This is a genomic window from Agromyces sp. P1_H4 (genome assembly GCF_056405255.1).
This window is the reverse complement of sequence record NZ_JBFUCL010000026.1, coordinates 1-19,026: the sequence shown is the minus strand read 5'-3', so window position 1 is coordinate 19,026 and position 19,026 is coordinate 1. Positions and strand designations below refer to the sequence as shown.

General features: G+C 71.5%; 22 protein-coding genes. 11 read left to right on the top strand and 11 right to left on the bottom strand.

Features of this window, described 5'->3' with window-relative positions; genetic code table 11:
- A partial coding sequence (locus tag AC1DY2_RS03385; RefSeq protein ID WP_476761123.1) for a type III PLP-dependent enzyme domain-containing protein occupies window positions 1–676 on the top strand: 676 nt, incomplete at its 5' end.
- On the top strand, window positions 673–2,028 hold the full coding sequence (locus tag AC1DY2_RS03380) for a D-arabinono-1,4-lactone oxidase (protein WP_476761122.1): 1,356 nt from the start codon (window positions 673–675) through the stop codon (window positions 2,026–2,028). The genes AC1DY2_RS03385 and AC1DY2_RS03380, both read left to right, overlap by 4 nt.
- On the opposite strand, the gene AC1DY2_RS03375 is transcribed toward AC1DY2_RS03380, so the two are convergent.
- Genes AC1DY2_RS03375 through AC1DY2_RS03365 form a run of 3 tightly spaced genes read right to left on the bottom strand, consistent with a single transcriptional unit; the run spans window position 2,003 to window position 4,159 of the window.
- On the bottom strand, window positions 2,003–2,737 hold the full coding sequence (locus tag AC1DY2_RS03375) for an ABC transporter permease (RefSeq protein ID WP_476761121.1): 735 nt from the start codon (window positions 2,735–2,737) through the stop codon (window positions 2,003–2,005). The two genes, AC1DY2_RS03380 and AC1DY2_RS03375, sit on opposite strands and share 26 nt — an antisense overlap.
- Window positions 2,734–3,507, bottom strand: coding sequence for an ABC transporter ATP-binding protein (locus tag AC1DY2_RS03370; RefSeq protein ID WP_476761120.1), 774 nt, complete (start codon window positions 3,505–3,507; stop codon window positions 2,734–2,736). The genes AC1DY2_RS03375 and AC1DY2_RS03370 overlap by 4 nt, the downstream gene beginning before the upstream one ends.
- Window positions 3,497–4,159, bottom strand: coding sequence for a TetR/AcrR family transcriptional regulator (locus tag AC1DY2_RS03365; RefSeq protein WP_476761119.1), 663 nt, complete (start codon window positions 4,157–4,159; stop codon window positions 3,497–3,499). Before AC1DY2_RS03365 ends, AC1DY2_RS03370 begins: the two co-directional genes overlap by 11 nt.
- A 129-nt stretch (window positions 4,160–4,288) precedes the next feature.
- On the opposite strand from AC1DY2_RS03365, the gene AC1DY2_RS03360 reads away from it, so the two are divergent.
- Window positions 4,289–4,855 carry a LemA family protein gene (locus tag AC1DY2_RS03360; RefSeq protein WP_476761118.1) on the top strand — a complete coding sequence of 189 codons (567 nt, stop codon included), beginning with the start codon at window positions 4,289–4,291 and terminating at the stop codon, window positions 4,853–4,855.
- Window positions 4,856–4,864: 9 nt separating this feature from the next.
- The gene (locus AC1DY2_RS03355; protein WP_476761117.1) at window positions 4,865–5,743 is read left to right on the top strand and encodes a M48 family metalloprotease; all 879 of its coding nucleotides are present in this window, start codon (window positions 4,865–4,867) and stop codon (window positions 5,741–5,743) included.
- A gap of 22 nt (window positions 5,744–5,765) precedes the next feature.
- On the opposite strand, the gene AC1DY2_RS03350 is transcribed toward AC1DY2_RS03355, so the two are convergent.
- Window positions 5,766–6,977 (bottom strand): winged helix-turn-helix domain-containing protein, encoded by a 1,212-nt coding sequence (locus AC1DY2_RS03350; protein WP_476761116.1) that lies wholly within the window; start codon window positions 6,975–6,977, stop codon window positions 5,766–5,768.
- Window positions 6,978–7,058: 81 nt separating this feature from the next.
- Here AC1DY2_RS03350 and AC1DY2_RS03345 point away from each other — a divergent pair, with 81 nt between their 5' ends.
- Entirely contained in the window at window positions 7,059–8,279 is a 1,221-nt protein-coding gene (locus tag AC1DY2_RS03345) for an AI-2E family transporter (protein ID WP_476761115.1), read from the top strand.
- Between the two features lie 4 nt (window positions 8,280–8,283).
- Window positions 8,284–9,522 carry a threonine ammonia-lyase gene (gene ilvA / locus AC1DY2_RS03340; RefSeq protein ID WP_476761114.1) on the top strand — a complete coding sequence of 413 codons (1,239 nt, stop codon included), beginning with the start codon at window positions 8,284–8,286 and terminating at the stop codon, window positions 9,520–9,522.
- A gap of 90 nt (window positions 9,523–9,612) precedes the next feature.
- Here ilvA and greA read toward each other — a convergent pair whose 3' ends face one another.
- Both greA and AC1DY2_RS03330 read right to left on the bottom strand, forming a co-directional pair.
- A complete protein-coding gene (greA, locus tag AC1DY2_RS03335; protein ID WP_309979971.1) occupies window positions 9,613–10,104 on the bottom strand; it encodes a transcription elongation factor GreA in 492 nt (163 codons plus the stop codon).
- A gap of 57 nt (window positions 10,105–10,161) precedes the next feature.
- The gene (locus tag AC1DY2_RS03330) at window positions 10,162–10,689 is read right to left on the bottom strand and encodes a DUF4307 domain-containing protein (RefSeq protein WP_476761113.1); all 528 of its coding nucleotides are present in this window, start codon (window positions 10,687–10,689) and stop codon (window positions 10,162–10,164) included.
- 15 nt (window positions 10,690–10,704) lie between these two features.
- Here AC1DY2_RS03330 and AC1DY2_RS03325 point away from each other — a divergent pair, with 15 nt between their 5' ends.
- Complete coding sequence (locus tag AC1DY2_RS03325) at window positions 10,705–11,046, top strand: hypothetical protein (RefSeq protein ID WP_476761112.1); 342 nt, start codon at window positions 10,705–10,707, stop codon at window positions 11,044–11,046.
- Window positions 11,047–11,097: 51 nt separating this feature from the next.
- On the opposite strand, the gene trhA is transcribed toward AC1DY2_RS03325, so the two are convergent.
- Window positions 11,098–11,901, bottom strand: a complete 804-nt coding sequence (gene trhA, locus AC1DY2_RS03320) for a PAQR family membrane homeostasis protein TrhA (protein WP_476761111.1) — start codon at window positions 11,899–11,901, stop codon at window positions 11,098–11,100.
- A gap of 73 nt (window positions 11,902–11,974) precedes the next feature.
- Here trhA and AC1DY2_RS03315 point away from each other — a divergent pair, with 73 nt between their 5' ends.
- The 4 genes from AC1DY2_RS03315 to AC1DY2_RS03300 all read left to right on the top strand — a co-directional run bounded on the left by AC1DY2_RS03315 (window position 11,975) and on the right by AC1DY2_RS03300 (window position 15,979).
- Window positions 11,975–12,760, top strand: a complete 786-nt coding sequence (locus AC1DY2_RS03315) for an isoprenyl transferase (RefSeq protein WP_309979966.1) — start codon at window positions 11,975–11,977, stop codon at window positions 12,758–12,760.
- A gap of 57 nt (window positions 12,761–12,817) precedes the next feature.
- Window positions 12,818–13,936 (top strand): aminotransferase class V-fold PLP-dependent enzyme, encoded by a 1,119-nt coding sequence (locus tag AC1DY2_RS03310; protein ID WP_476761110.1) that lies wholly within the window; start codon window positions 12,818–12,820, stop codon window positions 13,934–13,936.
- A 295-nt stretch (window positions 13,937–14,231) separates the two neighbouring features.
- The gene (locus AC1DY2_RS03305) at window positions 14,232–15,560 is read left to right on the top strand and encodes a PhoH family protein (RefSeq protein ID WP_309980200.1); all 1,329 of its coding nucleotides are present in this window, start codon (window positions 14,232–14,234) and stop codon (window positions 15,558–15,560) included.
- Window positions 15,561–15,766: 206 nt separating this feature from the next.
- Complete coding sequence (locus AC1DY2_RS03300) at window positions 15,767–15,979, top strand: KTSC domain-containing protein (protein ID WP_476761109.1); 213 nt, start codon at window positions 15,767–15,769, stop codon at window positions 15,977–15,979.
- Window positions 15,980–16,048: 69 nt separating this feature from the next.
- On the opposite strand, the gene AC1DY2_RS03295 is transcribed toward AC1DY2_RS03300, so the two are convergent.
- From AC1DY2_RS03295 to xseB, 4 genes are all read right to left on the bottom strand, one after another.
- The gene (locus AC1DY2_RS03295) at window positions 16,049–17,461 is read right to left on the bottom strand and encodes a class II fumarate hydratase (protein WP_476761108.1); all 1,413 of its coding nucleotides are present in this window, start codon (window positions 17,459–17,461) and stop codon (window positions 16,049–16,051) included.
- 74 nt (window positions 17,462–17,535) lie between these two features.
- Window positions 17,536–18,195 (bottom strand): carbonic anhydrase, encoded by a 660-nt coding sequence (locus AC1DY2_RS03290; protein WP_476761107.1) that lies wholly within the window; start codon window positions 18,193–18,195, stop codon window positions 17,536–17,538.
- An 11-nt stretch (window positions 18,196–18,206) separates the two neighbouring features.
- Window positions 18,207–18,851, bottom strand: a complete 645-nt coding sequence (locus tag AC1DY2_RS03285; RefSeq protein WP_476761106.1) for a DUF4245 domain-containing protein — start codon at window positions 18,849–18,851, stop codon at window positions 18,207–18,209.
- Window positions 18,851–19,026, bottom strand: a 176-nt coding sequence (xseB, locus tag AC1DY2_RS03280; RefSeq protein WP_476761124.1) for an exodeoxyribonuclease VII small subunit, incomplete at its 5' end; no start/stop codon positions are given. The genes xseB and AC1DY2_RS03285, both read right to left, overlap by 1 nt.

Here is a 19,026-nt window from a genome sequence, read left to right as displayed (position 1 = left end):
CGCCTACATCGTGCGGCGGCCCGGCTTCCGGCTCGTCGGCATGATGTCGTACGAGGCGCAGATCGCAGGCGTCGTGAACCGCCCGGCGGGGCGCCCGGTCGACGGAGCGGTGAACCGCTGGATGCAGTCGCGTTCGCTGCCCGAGCTGCTCGAGCGCCGCGCCCGTGCGGTCGCGGCGGTGCGCGAGCACGCCGACCTCGAGTTCGTGAACGGAGGCGGCACCGGCTCGCTCGAGGCGACGGCGGCGGATGCCTCGATCACCGAGATCGCCGCGGGCTCCGGCCTCTTCGGCGGCCACCTCTTCGACGGCTACGCGCACTTCACGCCCGCACCCGCGGCGRCGTTCGCGCTCGACGTCGTGCGCTCGCCGAGCCCGGCCCACGCCACGATCCTCGGCGGCGGCTGGATCGCGTCGGGCCCGCCCGGGCCCGACCGGGTGCCGCGCATCGTCTGGCCCGAGGGGCTCGCGATGGTGCCGCGCGAGTCGGCCGGCGAAGTGCAGACGCCCGTCACCGGCGCTGCGGCCGGGCGCCTGCGAGCGGGCGATCGCGTCTGGTTCCGGCACACCAAGTCGGGCGAGCTGTCGGAGCACCTCAACGAGTTCGCCGTCGTCGACGGCGACGCGGTGGTCGACACCGTGCCCACCTACCGAGGCGAGGGGAAGGCGTTCCTGTGACGGCGAGCGGAGACCTGTGGCGCAACTGGGGCCGCACCGAGGCGGTGCGGCCGGTGCGGGTGGAACGGCCGGCCACGGCCGGGGCGGTGCAGCGGGCGGTCACCGCCGCCGCGGCATCCGGCCTGCGCGTGAAGCCCGTCGGCGCCGGCCACAGCTTCACCGGCATCGCCGTCGCCCCCGACGTGCAGCTCGATCTCGGCGACCTCACGGGCGTCATCGACGCGGATGTCGCGACCGGGCGGGTCACGCTCGCCGCCGGCACCCGGCTGCACCAGCTGCCCGCCCTGCTCGCCCCCTACGGTCTCGCGCTGCCGAACATGGGCGACATCGACCGGCAGACCATCGCCGGCGCGACCTCGACCGGAACGCACGGCACCGGGCTCGGCTTCGGCGGCCTCGCGACGCAGATCGTCGCGGCGAAGCTCGTGACCGGCACCGGCGAGCTCCTCACCGTCAGCGAGACCGAGCGGCCCGAGCTGCTGCCCGCCGTGCGCGTCGGCCTGGGCGCCCTCGGCGTGCTCGTCGAGGTGACGCTGCAGCTGGTGCCCCGGTTCGTGCTCCACGCCGTGGAGCGCCCCGAGCCGTTCGGGCTCGTGGTCGACGAGTGGCTCGACCGGGTGCGGGCGCACGACCACTTCGAGTTCTACTGGTTCCCCCACACCGACACGGCCCTGACGAAGACGAACACTCGGCTGCCGGCCGACGCGCCTCGCAAGCCGCTCGGGCGCGTCTCGCGCTGGGTGGACGACGAGCTCGTCGCCAATGGGCTGTTCGGGGCCGCCTGCCGCGCCCTCACGGTCGCACCCCGTCTCACTCCCCACCTCGCCTGGCTCACCGACAAGCTCAGCGGCAACCGCGACTTCACCGACTTCTCGCCGTCGGTGTTCACCAGTGCGCGCCGGGTGCGATTCCGCGAGATGGAGTACGCCGTCCCGCTCGAGGCCGTGCCGGATGCGGTGCGCGAGGTGCGGGCGCTCATCGAGCGGAAGGGGTGGAACATCACCTTCCCGATCGAGGTGCGCGCCGCGGCATCCGACGACAACTGGCTCTCGACGGCGCACGGCCGGGACACCGGCTACATCGCGGTGCACCGCTACTACCGCGAGGACCCGCGCGAGTACTTCGCCGCCGTGGAGGAGATCATGCGCGGCCTGGGCGGACGCCCGCACTGGGGCAAGATGCACACGCAGACGGCCGAGACGCTGCGCGACGTGTACCCGCGGTTCGACGACTTCGTGCGGGTGCGCGACGAGCTCGACCCCGAGGGCCGCTTCGCGAACGCCTACCTCGATCGGGTGCTCGGGGGCGTGACGACGGATGCCGCGGCTACGGAGTCCGCCGACGCAGCGTGACCGATCCCAGCACGATCGAGCCGATGATCCACGCGATCACGACGAGGAGCTTCGTGATGATCCACGCGGTGTCCTCGTCGCCGGTCGAGACGGCGTTCAGCGCGTCGATGGCGTAGGTGAGCGGCAGCCATCCGCTGATCGCCTCGAGGCCCGCCGGCAGTTGGTCGGTGGGCAGGAAGATGCCGCCGAGCAACACCTGCGGGAAGACGAACACCGGCAGGAACTGCACCACCTGGAACTCGGTGCGGGCGAACGCGCTCGCGAGGAGGCCGAGGGCCGTGCCGAGCAGGGCGTCGCAGATGGCGACCGCGAACAGCAGCACCAGTGACCCCTCGATCTCGAGCCCGCACACCCAGACCGCGAACGAGACCGCGATCGCGGTCTGGAAGATCGCGAGGAACCCGAACGCGAGCGCGTAGCCGAGGATGAAGTCGCCCTTGCCGAGCGGCATCGAGAACAGTCGCTCGAGGGTGCCGCTGCGCCGCTCGCGCAGGGTCGCAATGCTCGTGACGAGGAACATCACGATGAACGGGAAGAGCGCCAGCATCGCCGGGCCGATCGAGGCGAAGGTGTCGGTGTCGGTGAACATCCAGGCGACGAGGCCGATGAGGAGGCTCGGCACCACGAGGAGCAGGCCGATGGTGCGCGGGTCGTGCCTGATCTGCGAGAGCACCCGGCCGGTGGTCGCGAACGTGCGCGCGAGGTTCATCGTGCCGTCTCCCGCCCCGACTCGGGTCGCAGGTCGGGTTGGCCGCGCTCGATGAGCCGCAGGAACCCGGTCTCGATGTCGTCGGTGCCGGTGGCCTCGAGCACCCCGGGCACGGTGTCGTCGGCGAGCAGGGCGCCGTCGCGCATGAGCAGCAGGCGGTCGCAGCGCTTGGCCTCGTCCATCACGTGGCTCGACACCAGCAGCGTGGCCCCGTCGGCGGCGAGCCGGTGGAAGAGGTCCCAGAGCTCGACGCGCAGCACGGGGTCGAGCCCGACGGTCGGCTCGTCGAGCACGAGCACCTCGGGGGCGCCGAGGAGGGCGGCGGCGAGCGACACGCGTCCGCGCTGCCCGCCCGAGAGCGCGCCGGCGAGGCGGTCGGCCACCGAGCCGAGGTCGGTGCGCTCGATGACGGCGTCGATGTCGGATGCCGGTGCGCCGAGGATCCGGCGGAAGTAGGCGAGGTTCTGCCGCACCGTGAGGTCGTCGTACACGCTCGCCTGCTGGGTGACGTAGGCCAGGCGGGTGCGCAGCTCCCGGGAGCCGGCCGGGAGGCCGAGCACCTCGATGCGGCCGGAGTCGACCACCTGCACGCCGACGATGGCGCGCATGAGGGTGGTCTTGCCGCTGCCGCTCGGTCCGAGGAGGCCGACGATGCGACCCTTCGGCACGGTCAGCGAGAGGCCGTGCAGCACCGGGATGCGGGAGCGGCGCACGTGCAGGTCGTCGATGACGATGGCCGGCGGCGCCGCGGCATCCGCGTTATTCACCATGTGCTGAATTGTGCGCGCGCACCGGGGCGCTGTCAAGCACCGGACCGGTGCCCGTGAGGTGCCATTGCACCGCCGGACCGACGCGCGCCACGATCTCGTCGTCGCTCATTGACGCCACCGGATCGAACGCCAGGACGTAGCGCAGCATGATCACGCCCACGAGCTGCGAGGCGGCCAGTTGCGCCCGCAGTTCGGCGTCGGACTCGTCGGCGATGCGGCCCGCCAGCCGGTGCATGATCTCCCGGCGCAGGAACTCCCGGAGCATGCGCGCGACCGGGCCGTGCCCGATCGCCGAGCGCATGGCCGCCGTCGCCGCAGGACGCACCGCGGGGTTGTCCCACGCGACGAGCACCGTGCGCACGAGCCTGGCCCCGAGCTCCTCGAGGGGACCGTCGAGCGCGCCCTGCACGAGGCGGTCGGGGCGCAGCGGCACCGCGACGACCTCCACGACGAGCGCCGACTTGTCCTCGAAGTAGTGGTGCACGAGCGACGGGTCCACCCCGGCGCGGCGGGCGATCGAGCGGATGGACGCGCCCTCGTAGCCGCGCTCGCCGAACTCCGCGGCGGCGGCGTCGAGGATCCGGGCCTTCGTGTCGTCGCGGTTCGCGCCTCGTGGGCGTCCGCGTCGTCGCGGCTCTGCACGCTGCTCCACACCGCGAGCCTACGCCCGGCGGTGCCCGCGGTTCCCTCCGAGTCTCATGGGAAGCCCACTGGTGCCCCCTGCCCGCTCGGTAGGATGAGAGCACCCCCGATCGTCGCTGGAGCGCTAGGAGTCCGTGCCATGGAATGGCTGATCCCCGTCATCATCGTCGTCGCGCTCGTGGTGATCATCGGGATCTACCTCTGGGCGACCTACAACTCCCTCGTGACCCTCAACGTCCGCGTCGACGAGGCGTGGAGCGACATCACGGTGCAGCTCAAGCGCCGGGCCGACCTCATCCCCAACCTGATCGAGGCGGTCAAGGGCTACGCGGCCCACGAGAAGTCCGTCTTCGAGAACGTCACCCGCGCGCGCGCCGAAACGCTGCAGGCGCAGGGGCCGGCCGAGGCGGGTGCCGCCGAGAACCACATGCAGCAGGCGCTGAAGTCGATCTTCGCGGTCGCCGAGGCGTACCCGCAGCTGCAGGCCAGCCAGAACTTCCTCCAGCTGCAGTCCGAGCTGGTCGACACCGAAGACAAGATCCAGGCGTCGCGCCGCTTCTACAACGGCGGCGTGCGCGAGCTCAACACGAAGATCAAGGTGTTCCCCAACACCCTGTTCGTGCGCGGCCTGGGCTTCCACGAGCGGGACTTCTTCGAGGTCACGGAGCCTGCGGCCATCGCAGAGCCGCCGCGCGTGCAGTTCTAAGGGCCGGCGTTGTACCGAGCGATCGCCAGGAACAAACGCAACACCGTCTTCATCATCCTGTTCTTCCTGGCCATCATCGGCGGGCTCGGATGGCTCGCTGCGTGGGTCTACCAGGACCCCACGATCGTGATCGTCACCGTCGTGATCGCGAGCGCCTACGCACTGTTCCAGTACTTCACCGCCGACCGGCAGGCGCTCGCCATGTCGGGCGCGATCGAGCTGCGGAGCAAGGCCGACCACCCACGGCTGTGGCGCACCGTCGAGAACCTCTCCATCGCCACGGGCACGCCGATGCCGCGGGTGTTCGTCATCTCCGACCCGGCGCCCAACGCCTTCGCCACCGGCCGTGACCCCGAGCACGCCGTGGTCGCCGCCACCACCGGCCTGCTCGAGCTCCTGGACGACGCCGAGCTCGAGGGCGTCATGGCCCACGAGCTCGGGCACGTGCGCAACTACGACATCCGGCTGTCGATGATCGTGTTCGGCCTCGTCGTGGCAGTCGGGTTCATCTCCGACATGTTCGTGCGCATCACCTTCTTCGGCCGCAACAACAACAGCAACGGCAATCCGATCCTCCTGGTCGTGGGCCTCGTCGCCATGCTCATCGCCCCGCTCGTCGCCAGCCTGGTGCAACTGGCGGTCTCGCGTCAGCGCGAGTACCTGGCGGATGCCACGGGCGCGATGACGACCCGTCACCCCGACGCACTGGCGAGCGCCCTCGAGAAGCTCGAGCAGTACGGCCGGCCGATGCGACGCCAGAACACGTCGATGGCCCACCTCTGGATCGCGGATCCGCTGAAGCCGGGCGTGGTCGGCCGCCTCTTCGCGACGCACCCGCCGATCGCCGAGCGCGTGAAGCGGCTCGAGCAGATGGGCGGCGCCTTCTAGGCGGGTCGCCTGTCGTCGCGACTCACGCCGCCGACGCGAGCTCGGCGCGGAGGGCGGGCGCGAGGTCGCCGCGGTCGGCCACCTCGATGCCGTCGAGCCCCTGCCAGGCGGCCGCCCGCCACAGCACGGGCACGAGCCGCGCCGCGGCGTCGGCCGGGGCGCCGGACTCGGACCAGGCCGACTGCACGCGCAGCACCTTGGCCTTGCGGTCGCTCTTGAGGTCGACGCGGCCGACCACGTCGTCGTCGATGAGGACGGGCAGCGAGTAGTAGCCGAACTTGCGATCGGGTTCGGGCGTGTAGATCTCGATGCGGTAGTGAAAGTCGAACAGGCGCTCGGTGCGCGGCCGGAACCAGACCACGGGGTCGAACGGCGAGAGCACGGTCGCCCCCTCGACGCGGCGCGGCCGTCGCGCCTCGCGATGCAGCCAGGTCGGCGTCGGTCGCGTGCCGGTCGTCCACCCGGGCACCTGCACAGGGAGCAGCACCCCGGCGTCTTCGAGGTCGCGGATCGCCGCGCGCACGGGCGCGCGCTTCATGCGCCAGTAGTCGGCCAGGTCGGCCTCGGTGGCGATGCCGAGGGCGGATGCCGCGCGGCCGATGAGTTCGCGCACCGCGTCGGCCTCGGCAGGTGCCTCGCCGAGCAGCTCGGGCGCGAGCGCCTGCTCGGGCAGTGCATAGACCCGCTCGAACCGCCGCCGTTCGATGCAGACGACCTCGCCGACCCGGAACATCCACTCGAGCGTGCGCTTGACGTCGGACCAGCCCCACCACGGGCCGCGACGCTCGTTCGCGTCGTGCTCGATGTCGCTCGCCCGCATCGGCCCGTTGGCGCCGAGCTCGCCGCGCAGCCAGTCGGCGAGCGGACGGTTCTCGACGAGCCACCCGCCCCAGTCGCTGCCGACGCGGCGGTGCTCCTCGCGCCGGAACTCGAAGAGCGGCCACAGCTCGCGCGGGATGAAGGCGGCCTGGTGCGCCCAGTACTCCACGGTGCGGCCCCGTCGGCCGGTCGTGAGGCGGTCGAGGACCTGCCGGTCGTAGTCGCCGATGCGGCTGAAGGCGGGGAGGTAGTGGCTGCGTTCGAACACGTTGACCGAGTCGATCTGCAGCAGCCCCAGCCGGTCGATCACCGAGGCGACCTGGCGCGTGCCGGGTGACTCCGGCACGGGGCGACCGAAGCCCTGGGCCGCGAGGGCGATGCGGCGGGCGAGCGCGGGGGAGACGGTGTCGACCATGGTGCCCCGACCCTATACGCGACCACCGACGGCGCGCGCAAGCATGCCGTTCGCCGCATGCGGCCCGCCTAGACTGGAGCGATGACGGAGTCGGCGGGGAAGGCTCGGGGCGGGTTCATCGGCAGGCGCCAGGCGGGCGGCCGGGAGACGCCGCCCCCGACGCGCCGGGACGCCTCCGAATCGGTGCCCTTCGGCATGCGCCTCGCCGCCGCCTGGTCGTGGCGCCTCCTCCTCGTCGGCGGCGTCCTCGCCGTCGTCATCTTCCTCATCATCCAGCTTCGGCTCATCGTCATCCCGCTGCTCGTGGCCGTGCTCCTCGGCGCGCTGCTCGTGCCGTTCTCGAAGTTCCTGCAGCGCCACCGCTGGCCGAAGTGGCTCGCCGTCACCGTCGCGATGCTCACCGCCCTGGTCATCGTCGGCGGACTGCTCGCCGTCGGCATCACGTTCATCGCCCGGGGCGCCAGCGACCTCGCGGAGCAGTCGGTCGTGGCGTGGGACGACTTCCGCGACTGGCTGCTGCAGGGGCCATTCCACATCACCGAGCAGCAGCTCAACGACTGGATGGCACAGATCGCGTCCTCCGTGCAGGAGGACAGCGGCATCCTCGTGAGCGGCGCGCTCTCGCTCGGGTCGACGCTCGGGCACTTCCTCGCCGGCACRCTGCTCACGCTCTTCGCGACGCTCTTCATCCTGATCGACGGGCGGGGCATCTGGCGCTGGATCGTCGGCGTCTTCCCGCGCCGCGCACGGGCCGCCGTCGACGGCGCCGGGCTCGCCGGGTGGAACACGCTGCAGAACTTCGTGAAGGTGCAGATCCTCGTCGCCACCATCGACGCGATCGGCATCGGCCTCGGCGCGTTCTTCCTGGGCGTCCCGCTGGCGGTGCCCATCGCCATCCTCGTCTTCCTCGGCTCGTTCATCCCGATCGTCGGCGCGGTCGTGACCGGCGCCCTCGCCGTCTTCGTCGCCCTCGTCTACAACGGGCCGGTCATCGCGCTCATCATGCTCGGCATCGTGCTGCTCGTGCAGCAGGTCGAGGGCCACGTGCTGCAGCCGCTCATCATGGGCACGGCCGTGAAGGTGCATCCGCTCGGCGTCGTCGTCGCCGTCGCGACTGGTTCCCTCCTCGCCGGCATCCCCGGCGCCCTGTTCGCGGTGCCCGTCGCCGCGGTGCTCAACGTCATGATCAACTACGTGTCATCCGGGAGCTGGAAGGGCGACGCCGCCCCACCGCCCGACGAGGTGCGATCTCCGCTCTGGCGCACCGTGCCGCAGCGGCCGGGCTACCAGCGAGGAGAATGAACACGTGATCACCACCATTCCGGGGCCCGGCCTCGCCCAGTTCGAGGACGCGCGCGAGATCGTGGCCCGCGTGGCACGGCGCACGCCGATGGAGACCTCCCGGTTCCTCGCCGACCGGCTCGGCGTGCCCGTGTACCTGAAGTGCGAGAACCTCCAGCGCACCGGCTCCTACAAGCTGCGCGGGGCGTACCACCGCATCTCGGCACTGACGACGGAGGAGCGCGCTCGCGGCGTCGTCGCGGCCTCGGCCGGGAACCACGCCCAGGGCGTCGCCTACGCGGCCCGCGAGCTCGGCATCCGCGCCACGATCTTCATGCCCGTCGGCGTGGCCCTGCCGAAGCTCGACGCCACCCGCCAGTACGGCGCCGACGTCGTGCTCCAGGGCGACTCGATCGGCGAGACCCTCGAGGCGGCCACCGCCTTCGCCGCCGAGACGGGCGCCGTGGTGATCCCGCCGTTCGACCACCCCGACGTGATCGCGGGGCAGGGCACGCTCGGCCTCGAGATCCTCGAACAGGCTCCGGATGCCACGACCATCGTCGTGCCGATCGGCGGCGGTGGCCTCGCCGCGGGCATCGCCAGCGCGGCGAAGCAGCAGGCCGCGCGCGAGGGCCGCACCATCCGCATCGTCGGGGTGCAGGCCGAGAACGCCGCGCCCTACGTCGCCTCCCTCGCCGCGGGGCAGCCCAGGCAGGTGCCGGTCGTGCCGACGATCGCCGACGGCATCGCGGTGTACCGCCCGGGCGAGCTCAACTTCGCGATCATCCGGGAGGCGATCGACGAGGTCGTCACGGTCTCGGAGGACGACATCGCCCGTGCGCTCCTGGTGCTACTCGAGCGGGCCAAGCTCGTCGTCGAGCCGGCGGGCGCGGTCGCGGTCGCGGCCATGATGACGGGCGCCGTGCCGACCGACGGGCCCATCGTGGCCGTGCTGTCGGGGGGCAACATCGATCCGCTGCTCATGCAGCGCGTCGTCGCGCACGGCCTCAGCGCGTCCGACCGCTACCTGACGATCAGCGTCGGGCTGCCCGACCGGCCCGGCCAGCTCGCCCGCGTCGCGGGGCTGCTCGCCGAGGCGAACGCCAACGTCATCGAGGTGCTGCACACCCGGCACGGATCGGGGTTGCAGATCTCCGAGGTGGAGCTCCGGCTCTCGGTCGAGACCCGCGGACCCGAGCACCGCGAGCATGTCGTCGAGGTGCTGCGCCGCGCGGGGTACGAGCCGCGGGTCGAGACCGACTGATCCTCGCTCCCCGTCACCGGGGATGCCCCGACGACGACGGCCCCCGCGCAGTGCGCGGTCGCCGACGGATCGTTTCGGGCGGGATGCGTCCTACTGGCCGCCCCAGGTCTCGACGCCGGTGACCTCCACCGAGATCTCGCGCCCGTTCGGCGCGGTGTAGGTGGTGCGGTCGCCGACCTTCAGGCCGATGATCGCGGCGCCGAGCGGGGACTGCTCGCTGAACACGTCGAGCTCGGAGTCGCCGGCGATCTCGCGGCTGCCGATGAGGAAGGTCTCCTCGTCACCGGCGATGACGGCGGTGATGACGGTGCCGGGCTCGACGACGCCCGACGACTGGGGCGCCTCGCCGACCTGGGCCGTGCGCAGCAGCTCCTTCAGCTGGCGGATGCGCGCCTCCTGCTTGCCCTGCTCGTCCTTCGCGGCGTGGTACCCGCCGTTCTCCTTGAGGTCACCCTCTTCACGCGCGGCCTCGATGCGCTTGGCGATCTCCTCGCGACCATGCGTGGAGAGCTCCTCGAGCTCGGCTGCGAGTCGGTCGAAGGCCTCCTGCGTGAGCCAGGTGACGGTGGCGTCCTGCGCCATGGTGCACTCCTGAGATAGACGTGTCGCCCCGGCAGCTGCCGAGGCGAATGCCCCATATTAGGTGAGCCAGCAGCGCGAAATCAAACCCGTGTTCGCTTCGCGCGCAACGCGTACGGTGTCGGTGAACGTGCGCAGATGGCGGTCGGATGCCGGGATCTCGACGACCTTCCAGCCGACCACGGTGAAGTCCTCGTCGTAGGCCTGCACGATGCAGGCCGTCTCGTTGCCGGGCGGCACCGACAGCGTCCAGCTGACCTCCACGGCGCGCTCGTCGTTGAGCAGCCGGTGACCGGTGTCGATGGCCTCGACCGAGGGCTTCTGGCCGTCGAGGCCCGCCCACACGACCCAGGCGATCAGCACGACCGCGAAGGCGACCGCCCCGCCGATCAGGAGCAGCCGGTCGCGGGTGCGATTGGTGCGGGTCCGGCCGTAGCGGGCGGCGAGCGTGTCGGACTGCTGCTCGGCCACGGCCACGGCTCCTTCCCACGTCGATCGTCTAGGCTTGGCATCCAGCCTAGCCGCCCCCGCGAAGCCGAAATCCGCTGCGAAAGTGAGTCCGATGCTCGTCGTGCCCGCCTGCCCCATCGACGGAGCGCACTCGTGATCGCCGCCGGCCCGCGCCTCCTGGTCCACGCGGCCGAGGAGGAGTTCGATCCGAACACCGTGACGCCCGGCATCTGGGGGTTCGTCCTCACGTTCCTCGTCATGGTCGTCGTCGTGCTGCTCGTGCTCGACATGGTGCGTCGCATCCGCCGGGTGAACTACCGCGCCGAGGTGCGGGAGCAGTTCGAGGCCGAGCGTCGCGAGGAGGAGCTCCACGAGCTCGAGGACGGCTTCGCCGGGCCGGATGCCGCGGAGCCCCCGATCGCGAAGGCGCCGCCGTCCGACGAGGCCCGTCCGGCGGCATCCGACGACGACGAGGGCCGGCCGCCCGTCCGCTGACGACCCGCGCGGCGGCGGGCCGACTCCCGTGCCGGGCCGCCGTCGGAGGGCTCAGCCCACGTGGTAGACGGGGTGCATCGCGATGATGAGCGTCGCCGTCCAGTGGCACATGAACGCCAGCACCGTGCAGGCATGGAAGATCTCGTGGAACCCGAACCGGCCGGGCCACGGGTTGGGCTTCTTCAGGCCGTAGACGATCGCCCCGGCCGTGTACAGCAGGCCACCCACGATCACGAGCACCATCATCGCCACGCTCGCCGCGAGCAGGTCGCCGAGGTACATGACCGCCGCCCACCCGAGCAGCAGGTAGAGGGGCACGTAGAGCCAGCGCGGCGCCATGATCCAGAACACGCGGAAGCCGATGCCGATGAGCGCACCGGCCCACACGATGCCGAGCAGCAGCCACCCCTTGTCGGGCGGCAGGGCGAGGATCGCGAGCGGCGTGTACGTGCCCGCGATGAGCAGGAAGATGTTGGCGTGGTCGATGCGCTTCAAGATGAGCTTGGTTCGCGGCTTCCAGTCGAACCGGTGGTACAACGCGGAGTTGCCGAAGAGCAGCATCGACGTGAGGGTGAAGACCGCCGACGCCCACTTGGCCGGGGCGCCCTCGGCGAGCACGATGAGCACCACGCCCGCGATGATCGTCACCGGGAAGGTGCCCGCGTGGATCCAACCGCGCCAGGTGGGCTTCACGTCGGCGGGCTGGGCCAGCCCGTCGTCGAGGAGCGGGATGTTGGGCAGGTCGGGCCCGTGCTCGTCGCGGCTGACCGCGAGGTCCGACGTGTCGTCGGGCGCGACCGGGCGGCTGAGCTCCTCCGCGAGGTCGGCGGACTCGTGGCGGCGCTTCGGGGTCATGCACACAGCGTAGGCCAACGCCCGTCGTCCTCGGCTGTGAGTCCCCGCGACGGCGGAGCGGTAGCGTAGTGCCGTGCAGACCAGCGATCAGCCCCTCGGTCGCGGCATCCTCTATCGCCTCTATGGGAACCGCCTCCGGCGCGGACTCGACCCAGCCGCGCTGCCCCGGCACGTCGCCATGATCATCGACGGCAACCGGCGGTGGGCCCGGCAGCTCGGGTACGACAGCGCCGCGCACGGCCATCGCGCCGGCGCCGCGAAGATGCGCGAGTTCCTGGAGTGGTGCGACGACCTCGGCATCTCCGTCGTCACGCTCTACCTGCTCTCCAGCGACAACCTCGGCAACCGGCCCAGCGCCGAGCTCGCCGACCTGATCGAGATCATCGCCGAGCTCGCCGAGGAGCTCTCGCACTATCGCGACTGGCGGGTCCAGCACGTGGGGTCGGATGCCGGCCTGCCCGCGCCGCTCGTGGCCGCACTCGACGCCGCCGAGCACCGCACGGCCGACAAGCGGGGGCTGCACGTGAACCTCGCGGTCGGGTACGGCGGACGCAAGGAGATCACCGACGCGATGCGCTCCATTGTCGCGGCGCACCACGCCGAGGGGCGGAGCCTGGAGGACCTGGCCGAGCGACTCACCCCCGACCTCATCGGCGAGCACCTGTACACCGGCGGCCAGCCCGACCCCGACCTGGTGATCCGCACGTCGGGGGAGCAGCGCCTCAGCGACTTCATGCTGTGGCAGGCCGCGCACAGCGAGTTCTACTTCGTCGAGGCGCTCGGGCCCGACCTCCGGCAGGTCGACTTCCTCCGCGCGCTGCGCGACTACGCGAAGCGCCACCGCAGATTCGGCGGGTGAGAACGCTCACACACCGGCTGGGGTCTGTCATGATATGGCTCGGAGAAGGGGGCGTACGTGACCATCGACGCATTCATCGCCGGGTTCACCGATGAGCCCGGGTACCTCGACTACGGCCGGTTCGGCCCGCTCGCGACCGCCGCCGCCGAGGAGTCCTTCGCGCTCACCCAGGTGCTCCAGCGCGCGCGCCACGGCAGTGTCGACGTGTTCGCCGAGCAGGACGCGCGGGTGCGCGCCGCGGCATCCGCGTTGCTCGGCTTCCCCGCGGACGCGATCGTGTTCCAGCCGAACACCTCGCAGGGGCTCATGCACGCCATGTTCGGGCTCACGGGCAGCGTGCTCCTCTCGCCCGGAGAGTTCCCGAGCGTGCCCATCGCGGCCGTTCGAGCACAGGAGGCGCTGCACGCCGTGCAGCCGGCATGGCTCGAGACCGACCACGGCAAGGTGACCCCCGGCCAGATCCGCGAGCAGCTGGAGTCGAACGTCGCGGCGGTCGCCGTGAGCCTCGTTGACTCCCGCACGGGCTACCTCTGCGACATCGAGGGCATCCGCCAGGTGATCGGCGACCGGCTGCTCATCGTCGACGCCATCCAGGGCTTCGGGGTCGTGGACGCGCCGTGGGAGGCGGCCGACGTCGTCGTGACGGGCGGCCAGAAGTGGTGCCGCGCCGGCTGGGGCACCGGCTTCATGGCGCTGTCGCCGCGAGCCCTCGAACGACTCACCCCCGTGTTCTCGGGCTTCACCGGCACCGAGGAGGCGGAGCCGTGGGACCACGTGCCGCCGCCCGCTCCGGGTGCCCGCGCGTACCGCGTGTCGAACCCCGACCCCATCGCCGAGGCCCGCTTCGCGGCCGCGCTCGAGGACATCGCGCAGGCCGGCGTGCCCGCGATCAACACCGCGGTGACGGAGCGGGTGAGCCGGGTGATCGAGCTGGCCGACGAGTTCGCCGTGCCCGTGGTGAGCTCACGCGACGAGCAGGAGCGCGCCGGCATCGTCGTGCTCGAGCCGCCGGCGGGACAGGTCACCTACCTGACCGCCTCGATGCACAATCATGGCGTGACGGCGACCACGCGGCAGGGTCAGGTGCGCCTCAGCGTGCACGCGGCCACCAGCGAGGAGACGCTCGACATGCTCCGCGCCGCGTTCGTGTCGTACGGCACGGCCGCGTCGTACTGAGCCGGGCCGCCTGCGCCGGCGCCGCGGCATCCGCTCGGCGACGCATGCACTCGTCCGCTGCATCCCGCCGTCGGCGTGTGAACACGGTGTGAACTGTTCGCGTGTCGGACCGACCGGTGTCGGATGCCCGACGTACGCTCAACCCATCGGGCAAGGTGTCCGATCGAGTCGGCTCGTGAACCGCTCGTAGGAGGATCGCCGGCCGGCGCGAGAGCCGAGCGGAACGCTCGGGGCAGGAGCGGTCGTGGCCTCACTCGAAACCTCCCAGTCCGTCGGTCGGTCGTCGAATCGAAAGATGCGGCCGGATGCCTCGGCGCCCACGGGCGCCGCGCAGTCCGAGCGGACGTACGTGCTCGACACCTCGGTGCTCCTGTCGGACCCCCGGGCGCTGTTCAGGTTCGCCGAGCACGCGGTGGTCCTTCCCGTCGTCGTCATCACGGAACTCGAAGCCAAGCGCAACGACCCCGAGATCGGGTACTTCGCGCGCCAGTCGCTGCGGATCCTCGACGAGCTGCGCGTCGAGCACGAACGGCTCGACTTCCCGATCCCGGTGGGCGACGGCGGCTCGCTGCGGGTGGAGCTCAACCACTCGAGCCCCTCGGTGCTGCCGAGCGGACTCCAGCTCGGCGACAACGACTCCCGCATCCTCGCCTGCGCGGCGAACCTCGCCAACGACGGCGTCGCCGTGACCGTGGTCTCGAAAGACCTGCCGCTCCGCGTCAAGGCCGCGTCGATCGGCCTCGATGCCCAGGAGTACCGGGCCGAGCTCGCCCTCGACTCCGGGTGGACGGGCATGGCCGAGCTGTCGCTCGGCTCCAACGACATGGCGAAGCTCTACGAGCACGAGCGCATGACGACCGACGAGGTGCAGGGCATGCCCGTGAACACCGGGCTCGTCATCCACTCCGAGCGCGGCTCCGCGCTCGGGCGCGTGGTCGGCGAGCGCGAGGTCCGGCTCGTGCGCGGAGACCGCGACGTCTTCGGCGTGCACGGTCGCTCGGCCGAGCAGCGCCTCGCGATCGACCTGCTCCTGGACCCCGAGGTCGGCATCCTGTCGCTCGGCGGTCGGGCCGGCACCGGAAAGTCGGCCCTCGCCCTCTGCGCCGGGCTCGAGATGGTGCTCGAACGCCAGCAGCACAAGAAGATCATGGTCTTCCGCCCCCTGTACGCGGTCGGTGGCCAGGAGCTCGGCTACCTGCCCGGCGACCAGGGCGAGAAGATGAACCCCTGGGGCCAGGCCGTGTTCGACACGCTCGGCTCCGTCGTCTCCGACAACGTGCTCGAGGAGGTCGTCGATCGGGGCATCCTCGAGGTGCTGCCGCTGACGCACATCCGCGGGCGCTCCCTGCACGATGCGTTCGTGATCGTCGACGAGGCGCAGTCGCTCGAGCGCAACGTGCTGCTCACGGTGCTCTCGCGCATCGGGCAGAACTCGCGGGTCGTGTTGACGCACGACGTCGCGCAGCGCGACAACCTCAGGGTGGGCCGCCACGACGGCGTCGCGAGCGTGATCGAGACGCTGAAGGGGCATCCGCTGTTCGCCCACATCACGTTGACCCGCTCGGAGCGCTCGGCCATCGCGGCGCTCGTGTCGGAGATGCTCGACGGGGCCGAGCTGACCTAGGCGGACGCGGACACCTCGCCCCGGCCGCACCGGCGGATGAGATCTGCGCAGAGGGAGGACCGGCGACCAGCCCTCATCCTCCGCTCACGCGGATCTCCTCCCCCGGAGGCGACGAGACGGTGACGACGCAACGACGCGCGGGGGACCGCAGGGCGCCACCGCGCAAGGGGGTTCCACCTTCGCCGCTGGCGCGCTTGGCTCGGAGCATGAGGGTGCCGCGGATCGAGTCGGAGGCGCTGAACGGTGCCACCTACAACCCTGAGCAGCGCCTGCTCACCGTGGAGTTCGAGTCGGGCTCGGTCTACGAGTACCTCGACGTGGAGCCCGAGCTGTTCGCCGAGCTCGAGGCGGCGCAGCCGCATCCGTGGCGGGTGGTCGGAGCGCGCGTGAAGGAGCACGACTACCGCCGGCTGCGGTGACGGGTGACGCAACGCGGAACGCCCGCCATGAGGGCGGGCGTTCCGGTGGAACAACGGAGCGTCGGCGGGTCAGGCCTGCGGCGGGCGCGTCATCGACAGCAGGTCGAGTGCGGCGTCGAGCTGCTCCTCGGTGAGCTCGCCCCGCTCGACGTAGCCGAGGTCGATCAYGGCCTCGCGCACCGTGATGCCCTTGGCCACGGAGTGCTTCGCGATCTTCGCGGCGGCCTCGTAGCCGATGAGCTTGTTGAGCGGCGTGACGATCGAGGGCGACATGCCGGCGAGGGCGGTGGCGCGCTCGACGTTGGCCTCGAGGCCGTCGATCGTCTTGTCGGCCAGCACGCGAACCGAGTTCGCGAGCAGGCGAATGGACTCGAGCAGCGCCGTGCCCATCACGGGGATCTGCACGTTGAGCTCGAATGCTCCGGATGCGCCGGCCCAGGCGACCGTGGCGTCGTTGCCGATGACGCGCGCCGCGACCATGAGCACGGCCTCGGGCACGACGGGGTTCACCTTGCCGGGCATGATCGACGAGCCCGGCTGCAGGTCGGGGATCGACAGCTCGCCGAGGCCGGTGTTCGGGCCGGAGCCCATCCAGCGCAGGTCGTTCGCGATCTTGGTGAGGCTCACGGCGATGGTGCGCAGCGCCCCGGATGCCTCGACGAGGCCGTCGCGGTTGGCCTGCGCCTCGAAGTGGTCGACGGCCTCGGTGATCGGCAGCTCGGTCTCCTGCTGCAGGAGCTCGATCACGAGCTGCGGGAAGCCGGCGGGGGTGTTGATGCCCGTGCCGACGGCGGTGCCGCCGAGCGGGACCTCGGYGACGCGGGGGAGGGCCGAGCGCACGCGCTCGATGCCGAGGCGCACCTGGCGGGCGTAGCCGCCGAACTCCTGGCCGAGGGTGACGGGCGTCGCGTCCATGAGGTGGGTGCGACCGGCCTTGACGACACCGGCCCACTGCTCGGCCTTCGCCTCGAGCGCGACCGCGAGGTGGTCGAGCGCGGGGATCAGGTCGTCGATGAGCGCGGCGGTCACCGCGATGTGCACCGACGTGGGGAAGACGTCGTTCGACGACTGCGACGCGTTGACGTGGTCGTTGGGGTGCACGGGCGAGCCGAGCTTCTGCGTGGCGAGGGTCGCGAGCACCTCGTTCATGTTCATGTTCGACGAGGTGCCGGAGCCGGTCTGGTAGACGTCGACCGGGAAGTGCGTGGCGATGTCGTGCTCACCCGCGATGACCTCGTCGGCGGCCTGCTCGATGGCCTGCGCGATGGCGGGATCGAGCACTCCGAGGCGGGCGTTCGCCTGCGCCGCGGCCTTCTTGATGCGCGCGAGCGCCTGCACCTGCTGGACCTCGAGGCCGGAGCCCGAGATGGGGAAGTTCTCGACGGCGCGCTGCGTCTGCGCGCGGTAGAGCGCTGACGCGGGAACCCGCACCTCGCCCATCGTGTCGTGCTCGATGCGGTAGTCGGCGGCGTTGTCCACCACGGTGTGATCCCCTTCGGTTGCGTGCCGGGGCTCGGTTCGCGAGCCCGGGCCGGCGAGTGCCGCGAGTGCGGCGGTCAGATGCGTCCGACGACGATGTCGGTCTCGGCGCGACCTTCGACCAGGCGGTAGTTCGCGCCGACGATAGCCAGCGTACCCGCTGCGATCGCGTCGCTGATCATCTCGGAGCTCTCGAGGAGCTCGGCCACGGTGTCGCGCAGGTGCTCCCGGCCGACGTAGCTCGCGTCGACATCGGAGGCCGAGATCGGTGCTCCGGCCTCGACGCCGGCGACACGACGGACGGCGGGGACGATGCGGTCGACGAGGGTCGCGATGTGCGCGGGCAGGGGCGGTGCGTCGTCGCCCTGGGAGTCGATGGCGGCGCGGACGGCACCGCACTCGTCGTGGCCGAGCACGAGGATGAGCGGCACGCCGAGCACTCCGACCGCGTACTCGAGCGAGCCGAGCACCGAGTCGGAGATCACCTGTCCGGCATTGCGCACCACGAAGGCGTCGCCGAGGCCGACGTCGAAGATGATCTCGGCCGACAGGCGCGAGTCGCTGCATCCGAAGATCGCGACCAGCGGACGCTGCTGGTGGGCGAGGGACGTGCGGTGATCGACGTCCTGACGGGGGTGCTGCGGCTCGCCGGCGATGAAGCGCTCGTTGCCGCGCCGGAGTTCACGCCAGGTGTCGGCCGGGGTGGTGGGGCGTTCCGTCGTCGGCTGCTCGCTCATGGCGGCTCCTCTCAGCGCTGGGCGTCGATGGCGGGAACGAGCGCGGTCGCGATCGTCTCGAACTCCTCGGGCGTGCCGGTGCCGAGCAGCACGAACGTGCTGTCGCCGGCCTCGGTGGTGAGGCCGTACCGGGCGTTGCCCACGTCGTCGCCGGTCTGGCGGTTGTCGTACACGGTCCACTCGACGCCGTCGACGGTGACGGTGCTCGTGGCGATGGTGCGGGCGAGGAGCTCGGCGACCCAGGTGGGGTTCGCCTCGAGGCCCTGGTACATGCCGATGTACTCGTCGCTCGGCGTGAGGTAGCCCGCGTACCACGCGGTCACCCCGTCGACGGAGGACTTGCGGAGCTCAGCGGCGTTGGCGCGCCACCCCTCGGGCAGGTCGGGCACGGCGAGCGGCACGTCGCTCACGACCTGCGCCTGCTCGGCGACGGCCGCCACGTCGATGTCGCGCTGCATCGCCGTGTCGCTGCGCGGCACCAGCAGCACGATGACGAGGACCACGAGGAGGCTCGCGGCCAGGGCGAGCACGAGGTTCTTCAGCGTCTGCCGCTGCCGGTGCTTGCGGGAGTTCTCGGCCTTGCGCGCCGCGGTCTCTTCGGGCGTCTCGGGCCGGCCCAGTTCGGCGACGACGCGCGGCGGCCTCGGTGCCGCCATCAGCGAGCGCTGCCGTCGTCGGATGCCGCAGGCGCACCGCGCCCGGACCCGGCCCGCGCGGCGTCGAGGCGTGCCTTCGCGCCGATCAGCCACTCCTCGCACCGTGCGGCGAGCGCCTCGCCCCGCTCCCACAGCGCGAGCGACTGCTCGAGGGTGGCTGAGCCCTGCTCGAGCT